Below are 10,094 nucleotides of genomic sequence, written 5' to 3'. Positions count from 1 at the left end.
GCCCCGGCCCACGCCGGCAGTGCTGGCCGGCAGCAAAGTCCCCCACCGGCCGGCCGCGGCTGCAGCTGGAACGCCGGGCCGGCTCGTGTGGTCGAGTGCCAGCGACAGCGCCGGCAGCGGTGACCGCCCGTCGCCGGCGTCGGCTCTCGGCCAGCGCGAGCTCCAGGCCATCGAGGACGTATGCCGTGGGGTGATCGCCACCTGGTCCATCACCGCGAGCGCCGCCGACCGCACCCGCCTGATGAGCCAGAAGCCGTTCATCCCGGGCGACCTCGACCGCGCGCTGCTCCTCGACCTGTCGGCCCGGCTCGACCGGTACGACGTCGAGGACCAGCTGCGGTTCGTCCTGCGAGACCACTTCTGGGAGCTGGTCCGCGAACTGGCTGACTGAACGACGACACGTCGCTGTGGGTGCCACTCTGCTCGCGCGGCGCTGCGATCTTGCTCCGCCTGACGGAGCAGGTCGAGCGGCTCCGGGCGCCCGCGTCGGCGCGCACCAGAAGCTGGTGGAGACTGGTGCTCGTCGACGCAACCACGAAGGAATCGGATGGCTGAGCATGTCTGAGCACGAGGCGTACGTGACTCCCAAGTTCGCGCAGCCCTACTGGGCGAAGGCGGCATACGAAGTGCTCGTGGAGACCGCCGGCCGCTACAACGCCGTCATCACCTATTCCGAGCTCGCCGAGCAGGTGCAGCGCCGCTCGTCGCTCCGCACGAAGTCGCAGATGCGCAACTGGATCGGCGGCCTGCTGGTCGACCTGGTGAAGGTCAACCACGTCCGCAACGAGCCGCCGCTCGCATCACTGGTCGTCCACAAGGACGACGGGCAGGTCGGTGCCGCCTACGACGAGGTCCTCCGCGTCGCCGGCGAGTCACCGGCCAGCGACCCTCTCGAGCGCGAGAACCGGGCGGCCGCGGCCCGGCTCGAGTGCTACCGCCACTGGGGAGCCGACGTCCCCGCTGACGCGCAACCGACGCTGAGCGTCCGCGCCCGTGTCGTCCGGGCCCGGACCCCGGTGGCGAGGACGGTTCACGCGGAGGAGCGGCGCGGCGCGGTGTGCCCGACATGCTTCATGGAGATGCCCGTCTCCGGCGCCTGCCCCAACTGCGACTGAGGCCAGCGGGACGCGCCTACCGGTGGGCGTGCCGGCGGACCGAGGGGTCGACGAGCAGCTCGGGACCGCGGCGGTACAGGCGCGCGAGCGGGAGGCCGTGCTCGGGGGGCTCGTCCAGCGTGTGGTCGGCCAGCGTCACGAGCGGGCATTCGACGAAACGGTCTGGGACCGGGCCGTCGGGCCCTGGCAGGTCGCCGGCCGGCTTCTCGGCCCACGCGATGACGACCTGGACGCGACCGTGCGTCTCGGGGACGACATCGGCCCCGTCGAGGAGGCGCGTGTCGCCGAGCACGATCTCGCGGCCGAGGGGGTCCAAGGCGACGCCGGGTGCCACCTCGACGTGATCGCCGACCACGGTGACCTCGAGCCCGCTGACGACACCGTGGCCGTGGAGGAGCCGGTTGTGCAGCCACTGCCTGGCGCGGGCCTGCTCCTGCTCGTGCGCGAGGTCCTCGGCAGAGAGGAGCCGGCCGTGGAAGAAGTTGGTCCTAATGAGCTCTGTGATGGGTTCCTTCATCAGCCCTCCCCGGCGATCGCCCTGCGGAGTTACATCGTCACGCGCCGAACGGTGCCCGTCAGGACTTTGCCCACAAGGGGCCCGGCGGCACGCATCGGATCTCCCTTGGGCGAAGCAATCGGGAACCGTTCGGGCACCGCAGGTCGACAGTGGAGGTATGGCAGCGCTCGTCGCCCCCGACGACCAGACCCTCCTCGAGGCCTTGGCCGACGGTGACCTCGGCGCCCTGCGCGAGCTCTCTGACCGGCACGCCCCGTGGCTGTCGGTGCGGCTCGCCCGCCGGTGCAACGACCCCGAGGTCGTGCCGACGTGCTGCAGGACACCTTTGTCGCCGTGTGGCAGGGCGCTCGGCGCTACCAAGGCACGGGCGAGGTCGGCGCTTGGATGTGGGGCATCGCGATCCGGCGCCTCGTGAGCCGCTTGCGCACCCGTCGCGACGTCGTGCTCCTACCCGACCTGTCTACGCGGGGCCCCGCCTCGGTGGCGGTGGAGGACGAGCTGCTGCAGGGCGTGCAATACGGCGACCTCGGCCGCGCCATGGCGGGCAGCGCAGCAGCTGGCCGAGCACTGCCCGCTGACGGTCGTCAAGAGACCGTCGACGAACCCTGATAACGGCCACAGGAGACGAACGCGGGCCCTTGATGGCGACTCCGGCCAGTCCCGGCCCGAGGACTCGTTGGCACGGACGCCGCACCCAACGCACCTATGCAACAATCCGTGGACCTGGCCTCACCGCACCGGAGCGGACCTCGGACTCAGTCGCTAACGCGAACTCTCTTGGTACGCAGCCCACCGTTCCAACCAATCACCGCCGCTGAGGTCCGACATGATGGACTTCTGCCGGCCTTCACGCGTGCCCGACAGCTGGCGGTACAGGTGTCACTTCTGCGCCCATGGGTGTCGGAGTGCAGTGGCACTGTAGCCCTCGGGCATGATGGGCGTAAATGAAGCGAGGACGGATGACAGGCATGACCACAACCCAGACGGAGTTCCGCTTCGCGGACCTCTTCGCCGGTATCGGCGGCATCCGAACAGCGTTCGAGGGCATCGGTGGTCGATGCGTCTTCACCTCGGAGTGGGACAAGTTTGCCCGCCGCACCTACGGAAGCAACTTTCCGGAGGTCGAGGAACACCCCGAGCACGTGTTCGTTCCAGACATCACCACAATCGCACCGTCACAAGTGCTTCCACACGACGTGCTTCTCGCGGGTTTCCCCTGTCAACCATTCTCAATTGCAGGCGTATCCAAGAAGAATGCGCTCGGACGCGCTCACGGTTTTGACGATCCGACGCAAGGGACTCTTTTCTTTAACGTCAAAGAAATAATCGACGCCAAACGGCCCGCCGCCTTCCTTCTGGAAAATGTTCGCAATCTGAAGTCGCATGACCGAGGCGAAACATTCAGGATAATTGACTCCACCCTCAAGGGCCTCGGCTATCAAGTGCAGTCCCGCGTCGTGAACGGCAAGCACTTCGTGCCTCAGAATCGCGAGCGAATCCTCATCGTTGGCTTTCGACAGGCCAACGACTTCGACATCGACGCGCTTACGTTGCCAGACCCAGTATCAACTGTCGGTGCCATCCTCCATCGCAGAGGTGAGCAGGACGTACCACATGACGAGGGTCGCTACTTCAACCCCAGAACGGGCCAAGTCAATCCCAAATACACACTCACTGAGCACCTCTGGAAGTATCTGCAAGTCTACGCCGAGAAGCACCGCGCGGCTGGTAATGGCTTCGGTTTTGGGTTGGTCCGACCCAGCGACCCTCGCACCCGCACACTCTCTGCTCGCTACTACAAAGATGGTTCCGAGATCTTGGTTTCCCAGCCGGGTAAGCGACCGCGCCGTCTCACGCCTCGCGAATGCGCTCGCCTCATGGGCTTTCCCGATAGCTTTGTGATTCCAGTGTCGGACACTCAGGCCTATAAGCAGTTTGGCAACTCTGTTGTTGTTCCCGCCATTACCGCGATGGCAATCCACATGTCACCCTATATCGACGAAGCCGTCGCCGACCACGAAGCGGTCGCTTAATCAGGCTCCGCCCCTAGACCCGAGAGCCGGACACCTGAACCCACTAACCACGCGCCGCGCCTGTCGGCGACTGGCGCCGTTTATAGGTCTGCGATAGACGTGTCGGTCTCCAATCAGGCGGCCTAGCGCCCTGCGAAGATTCGGCGGGCGCTAGGCCAACACAGATTGACGCCGCTCACCTCGCCGTCCAAACGCGCAGTTGACGCTTCGGTTGGGCCACGGATCCAAGTCCGTGGGCCGTCGTGAAACCTGGACACTTCGCGAAACCTCTGGGCTTGGCCACCCATGGACGGCCTGTGACTTGCTACGCGGACGCATAGGTACCGCTCAGGCCTGCCTCTATCCCCCTTTCGACTCGGCCGGCTGCTTGGCCATCAGGTTCTTATCTGCGAAGTGTCAACGATCCGTCGATACGGCCTGGGCCGCACAAGTTCGAAGTGCCGCAAACGACGACCGATCTCCGAAGAGCCCAACAGCCACGCTGCACTCATTGGCGCGTACACACGCCAGTCGGGCCGAACTTCGCCTATGGTCACCACCATGCATGACTCGGACACCGACTCCAAAGCGTGGCGCACGGACGGCGACCAGGTTCTGCTGAGAGTGGGCGGGAGTTGGCGAACCGCAACCGCACAAGAAGTGACGGCCGCCATCTCCGGCCCGGGTCGCCTTGGGTTACGACGTGAGACCGGTCTCCGGTTCGGCAAGATCACGTTAAGACCGCAGGTCGCCATTCTGGGGGATCTGCCAGACGGCGCACGCATCGCCACCGGCGTCATCCGCGGTGCTGGGCTGATTCGGATACCGGACCTCGAACGTGGCTTTACTATCCATGAGGGTACTTGGCACGCGCTCGATAGCGAGGCCGTGGCCGCATGCAACAACTTCCTGACGCGCCACGCCCTGGAAGAGGGCCAGAAGATCACTTTGGGGGCCTACCTCGAACTCAAGGCAGACCCCAAGGGCGTAAATCTCCTTCACGACGTCACTGAATGGCCGCCTTCGGCGACCGCTCGGGCCGGTACCGATTTCTCCTCGATGGGACTCGTCGCGCAGCTATATCCCTACCAGCAGACAGGAGCCGACTTCCTTGTAGAGATGGCGCGAAGGGGCGTAGGCGTTCTTCTCGCGGACCAGATGGGATTAGGCAAAACGATCCAGGCCATCGCTCTACTACTGGCTGAACAATCAAATGGGCCTTGCCTGGTGGTCTGCCCTGCATCTCTGTTGCACAACTGGAGCCGTGAGCTTGGGACCTTTGCCCCCCATCTCTCCTCCTTACAGCACTCCGGTCCCGCTCGCACCGGAGTAGCAGGCGGCTTCGCGGGATACGACATAGTTTTGACCACCTACGACACCTTGGTTAACGACTTGAGCTTCATGGGAGGCCTCCAATGGAACATTGTCGTCCTTGATGAGGCACAGTACATACGCAACCCGGACACCGCACGATCAGACTCCATCAAATCCTTGCAGCGCCGCATCTCGATTGCTTTGACAGGGACGCCAATCGAAAATCGACTGCTCGACTCGTGGTCGATCGCAGAATTTGTAGTTCCCGCCTTGTTGGGATCCCGCCAAGGTTTCGAAGAGGCGTTTCCAGACGAGTTTGCGCGTGCACACGAAGTGGGTCGACTTCTTGGACCCGTGACCCTTCGTCGACTGGTTGATGAGGTCGCCAAAGATCTGCCTGAACTGATTCAGGTCGAGACTGCGTTCGAGCTCACTCCGAACGATCGAGCTCGTTATCAAGAGATTGCTGCGACCGCTGCGAACCCCTTGAGCGCCACCACATCCTTACGCATCCTGTGCGCTCACGCGGACCGGGCTGGCCGGGAGGCGGGTGCAAGTCCAAAGGTCGACCACACGCTGCGTCTGCTCAATGAAGCCTTCGAAGAGCAGCAGAAGGCACTGGTATTCGCTTCATTTCAAACCACGCTAGACCTCCTGTTGGATGCGATTCGAGACCAACAGGAAGCCGCGTTCATTTCCATCATAGATGGTCGCACTTCCACCCCTTCTCGCCAGGAAATCATAGACCAATTCTGCAAATTCCCAGGCCCGGGCGTCCTTCTGATGAACCCACGCGCCGCAGGTGTAGGACTCAATATCACCGCCGCCAATCACGTGATCCACTTCAACCCGGAGTGGAATCCAGCGTTGACAAGTCAAGCAACTGCGCGCGCATACCGGCGTAAACAACACCTCCCAGTCACTGTCCACCACCTATTCTACGAGGGCACCGTCGAAGAGGAGGCGCTGGACAAAGCGGAATGGAAGCGCGGGCTGGCTCAGAACTTCGACAGCGGGACTACGGAAGAAGGTTCATAGAGAATGGATAGATCCCGACGAGTAAGCAAGGTACTGAGTGCAAATGACCTTGGCTTGACCGGCACGCACCAAGCGGGAATTGCGATACCCAAGGATCCCGAAATTCTGGCATTCTTTCCGTCTCTGGATGGGTCAGAATATAATCCCGATTGCGAAATGGCGGTGTCCACGCCTGACACGTCGATGCATTGGAGCCTTCGGTTTGTGTACTACAACAGCAAGACACACGGCATGGGAACTCGCAATGAATACCGCCTTACCGGGACAACAAAAATGTTAAGAGACATGGCACCACGCGTGGGCGACTCAATTTCCTTTATGCGAAACGATTTCGGTGATATCGAAATAAGCATTCAGGCGAGCGAGAGCGAACTCGATACCTCGGCCACAACAAAGACGCTCAAGGGCGGCTGGCGCCTAACAATCACCGATAGCGAGGAATGAGAAGTTGCCAAAGAGCACCAAGATAGTTCCCCCGGACACAACTCGCGTCATTGAGGGCTTTCGTGACACGGGCTACACCTTCGAGGCGGCTATCGCCGACATAATCGACAATTCAATTGGCCCGGGTGAGGCTTCAAACGTCGCTGTCACGCTTGGCCTCGACGCTGCCGGGAATGCAGTGGTGGAGGTGATCGACGACGGTGTAGGCATGGATCTCGATAGGCTCGAAAACGCCATGCGATACGGGGCCGAGCGCCAAGCGAATCCGAACAGTTTGAGCAAGTTCGGGCTAGGACTCAAAACGGCATCTACGCAATTCTGTCGACGCCTCCTCGTAGTGTCACGACCGAGAGGCGCCAGCACGTCCTTTGCGGCCGCCTGGGATCTGGACACAGTTGCCACCACGGGAAACTGGGTACTCGAGCACGACGAGGCCGACGAAGCTGAGGGCGTGATGCTTGACGACGCCCTTGCCGAGCTCGCAGACCTGAGTGAATCGGTACAAGACGGTGGCACCTTGGTCTCTTGGGCGAAGATCGACCGCCTGCTCAAAACACAGGGTGGGAAAGAGGCGAGGAACCGATCCCTCGCCATGAAGCGCACAGAGGCCAACCTGCGCGATCACTTGCGTATGGTCTTCCAGCGATTCATCAACCCGAGCGACTCAAGGGCACGCAATGTCAACATCTTCCTGAATGGAGAGCAACTTCCCGCATGGGATCCGTTCATGGAGAACTGTGGCGGTGATTTGGTCATGACAAAGGATTTCACGTTTGAGGTCCCGGGGGGCGAGTCGCACACTGCGAAATTGCGAGCCTTTATCCTGCCGCGCAAGGACGAGATATCGGACCTAGACGTCTGGAAAGAGGCGCGGATCTCACTCAACCTTCAAGGCATTTATCTCTACCGAGAGGACCGGCTCATCGACGGCCCAAGTTGGCTTGGAACCGGAGCGGCCGAGACGCATATCAACAATCTCCGAGTCGAACTCACATTCGACGCTCTGCTTGATGGCGTGTTCGGCGTCGGAATCAAGAAGTCCGGAGTGCACATCGACGGTGCTTTGATCGAGGTACTCATGGACCTCTTGGCACCGATCAGACGCGAGGCAGACAAGAGATCGCGTGTGGGAAAGGCCAAGACCTCAGCGGCGAAGACCAATGGCAACCGTCCCACAGAAGTGACCCTCGGTCGCCTCAAGGGCAAGCTTGCCGTACCCACCATCTCACGATCCTCCGATGGAACTGTCGTCATGGTGAACAAGACAGGCGACGTGCCAGTTATAGGTTCAGACGGCGAACCCTCGGGGATCGTGAACATCACGGTGGACGATGAGTTCGCCTCCATGAATATCGTTCGTCGAGAATCACTCATGGATGGCGTCCTGTGGGACATGTCCCTTTCCACTAACAACATTCTTCAGGTCGAACTCAATGCCGGCCACGAGTGGTATCAAAAAGCATACCTGCCGATTGCCGGCAACAGCACAATGGTTCAAGCCATCGAGTTTCTCTTCTATGCTGTAGCGCAAGCCGAACTCGATGCCACGAATAGCGAGACCCGGGAAATGTTTGAAGAGCTACGGGTTGATGTCAGCCGTAACCTCCGTAAGCTCGTCAAGGATTTGCCAAGTCCAGACTCGAACGACGACGAGTGAGAGGGGATGCCAACTCCGCCGCTCTTGATCATGCGATCACACGGCTGGGGGCGATCACGGGACTCCCGCTCGTACGGTGTCAGATAGCGCGCCCTGGTTTACGAGCGGACGGGGCACGAATCGCTGGAATGCATCATGGTCGCGGGCTCCAAGTTGCTCTGATGCGAACGCTTTCGAGTGCCGAAGCCGTTGTGATGGCAGAAGACCACGCGGGAGGTCTGGTTCGACGTCTGGGGCGATGGGCGCAGGACCACCCCGAGGAATGGCGGACAGGGATTGCGGAGGCCGAAGCCGCGGGCGTCGCGGTGACCGTCACGGTCAACGATGACATTCTCGACGATTCGGCCGAAGTACCAGACGGTCTGTGGCGTTCGTTCGAGATCGAATGCTGGAGGAGGGATCGAGCGCGCACTGGTGCCGAAGTAGCAAATAGTCTGGTCGACGTTGGTGGCCCCGCGCTTGCAGTCGCGTTAGGTGGCATCCTCGAGCACGGGCCTGAAGGCGATCTGCCGAGGTTTGAGCCCTTGCCCGAGGGAGCAGCAACAACGGTTCTAGTCAATCGATACGAGCGAAACCCCATAAACCGCGTTAGGTGCATTTCTCACTACGGGTCCACCTGCTGGGCGTGTGATTTTGATTTCGGGAAGTGTTATGGTTCCGCCGCTGAGGGATACATAGAAGTGCACCACCGAGTCCCCGTATCACAGGTGGGTGAGTCCTATCGCGTCGACCCAATTCGCGACCTCGTTCCATTGTGCAGCAACTGTCACTCTGCCGCTCATAGGCGCCAGCCGCCGTACGAGCCGTGGGAGCTGCGAGCGAGCTTGGGTCTTCCGGTGAAGAGCCCTGCACTTCCCTCACTCAATGCATGACGCTGGCCGTGTTAGCAGTCTTGACTGGGGCATGTTGCGCCGCTCGCTGGCGTCTCGAAGCGACCTGTATCGCTTGTCAGCCAAGCACAAAGCTGCTCGAGACCGGAGACTCCTTCTCGCAAGCTACATTCCCATACGAGCGCTACACGCCAACCCATATCGATTAAGGTTTGGACGTTTCGCGTGTCTCGCTCTCGGTTTCCGTTGAGTTTCTCGGTCCAAAACTCGCGACGTGATGCGGGGACTTTGAAGTACCTACAGCCCTCATGCGCATGCCAGAAGCAGCCATTCACAAAGACTGCGGCGCGGTACTTGCTCAGCACTATATCGGGCTTCCCAGGGAGGTCTGTTACGTGCAGCCTGAATCGAAACCCTCTTGAGTGCAGGTAGTGCCGCGTACTAAGTTCCGGGCGAGTATTGCGTCCGGAAATTCCTGCCATCATCCGACTCCGGGTAGCAGGATCCACTATATCCACGTTCAACCTCCTTCGAGGATGCATGCTCATCTTACTCTTGTCACCTTGGGCCACTTCACATTCTTTCGGCCCGTTCAGCGTCCCGCTCCGCGTCGGAAAGGGCCGTCAGGCGTCTGCTCAGATTCAGAACCTGTGGCTCGTCGCATCACCCTGCGGGACAGGGATAACAGCAGTCACACGAATAAGTACGGGGCCCCTCTCACCACGCTCCTTTCAAGGCCTTCGACTTGGTCATGCACTATACGTGCCCGTTCCAACCGCGCCCGTCGCACCCGGGACACGCCCTGCTGGCTGTCCTGTCGCCCTCGCACCAGCATGCAGACAACGTCCCCGCTTAAGCGCCGCCCCTCCGGAGATCAAACGTCACGGCGGGCGGATGAGGGACCAGACGTGAATGAGCTCATCTGCCAGGTCGGCGGATAGGGCAGGACAGATAGGTGCGCTTGCAGCCGGTGTCCTGCAGCTCGCTGGGGCGCCGCCGCGTCGACGAGAACGGCAACGACAGCGTCCCGGTGGGTGGTGGGCTTTGAGGGGTAGTTCCTCGGTGCTCACGGGCCGCTGGTGATGGCGGCGGTGTCAGTATCGCTGGTCTTGTACAGCAGCGCCATGGACGCCTCAGATAGGTAGCGGCGGTCCGCGACTTGCCATT

Annotated in this window: 10 protein-coding genes; 8 read left to right on the top strand and 2 right to left on the bottom strand. The window is 61.5% G+C overall.

Going from position 1 to position 10,094, the window contains the following annotated elements; translation table 11 throughout:
• The coding region (locus AB4030_RS22190) for a hypothetical protein (protein ID WP_442281370.1) at positions 1-391 on the top strand (391 nt) is incomplete at its 5' end.
• Between the two features lie 166 nt (positions 392-557).
• Positions 558-1,115, top strand: coding sequence for a hypothetical protein (locus tag AB4030_RS22185; protein ID WP_442281369.1), 558 nt, complete (start codon positions 558-560; stop codon positions 1,113-1,115).
• Between the two features lie 16 nt (positions 1,116-1,131).
• Here the strand turns inward: AB4030_RS22185 and AB4030_RS22180 are convergent, their stop codons facing one another.
• Positions 1,132-1,632, bottom strand: coding sequence for a hypothetical protein (locus tag AB4030_RS22180; protein ID WP_442281368.1), 501 nt, complete (start codon positions 1,630-1,632; stop codon positions 1,132-1,134).
• A gap of 255 nt (positions 1,633-1,887) precedes the next feature.
• Here AB4030_RS22180 and AB4030_RS22175 point away from each other — a divergent pair, with 255 nt between their 5' ends.
• The 6 genes from AB4030_RS22175 (at position 1,888) to AB4030_RS22150 (ending at position 8,969) form a co-directional block, all read left to right on the top strand.
• On the top strand, positions 1,888-2,241 hold the full coding sequence (locus AB4030_RS22175; RefSeq protein WP_442281367.1) for an RNA polymerase sigma factor: 354 nt from the start codon (positions 1,888-1,890) through the stop codon (positions 2,239-2,241).
• A gap of 359 nt (positions 2,242-2,600) precedes the next feature.
• Entirely contained in the window at positions 2,601-3,665 is a 1,065-nt protein-coding gene (dcm, locus tag AB4030_RS22170; RefSeq protein ID WP_442281366.1) for a DNA (cytosine-5-)-methyltransferase, read from the top strand.
• 540 nt (positions 3,666-4,205) lie between these two features.
• The gene (locus tag AB4030_RS22165; protein ID WP_442281365.1) at positions 4,206-5,996 is read left to right on the top strand and encodes a DEAD/DEAH box helicase; all 1,791 of its coding nucleotides are present in this window, start codon (positions 4,206-4,208) and stop codon (positions 5,994-5,996) included.
• 3 nt (positions 5,997-5,999) lie between these two features.
• Complete coding sequence (locus tag AB4030_RS22160) at positions 6,000-6,440, top strand: EcoRII N-terminal effector-binding domain-containing protein (protein WP_442281364.1); 441 nt, start codon at positions 6,000-6,002, stop codon at positions 6,438-6,440.
• A 4-nt stretch (positions 6,441-6,444) separates the two neighbouring features.
• Positions 6,445-8,097, top strand: a complete 1,653-nt coding sequence (locus AB4030_RS22155) for an ATP-binding protein (RefSeq protein ID WP_442281363.1) — start codon at positions 6,445-6,447, stop codon at positions 8,095-8,097.
• Positions 8,098-8,225: 128 nt separating this feature from the next.
• Positions 8,226-8,969 carry an HNH endonuclease gene (locus tag AB4030_RS22150; RefSeq protein WP_442281362.1) on the top strand — a complete coding sequence of 248 codons (744 nt, stop codon included), beginning with the start codon at positions 8,226-8,228 and terminating at the stop codon, positions 8,967-8,969.
• An 11-nt stretch (positions 8,970-8,980) separates the two neighbouring features.
• On the opposite strand, the gene AB4030_RS22145 is transcribed toward AB4030_RS22150, so the two are convergent.
• Positions 8,981-9,469 carry a very short patch repair endonuclease gene (locus AB4030_RS22145; RefSeq protein WP_442281371.1) on the bottom strand — a complete coding sequence of 163 codons (489 nt, stop codon included), beginning with the start codon at positions 9,467-9,469 and terminating at the stop codon, positions 8,981-8,983.
• Between the last annotated feature and the right edge of the window lie 625 nt (positions 9,470-10,094).

The organism is Terrabacter sp. 2YAF2, assembly GCF_052114705.1.
Taxonomy (GTDB): Bacteria; Actinomycetota; Actinomycetes; order Actinomycetales; family Dermatophilaceae; genus Terrabacter.
The sequence above is the reverse complement of the archived record's forward strand: the minus strand, read 5'-3'. Positions and strand labels throughout refer to the sequence as shown.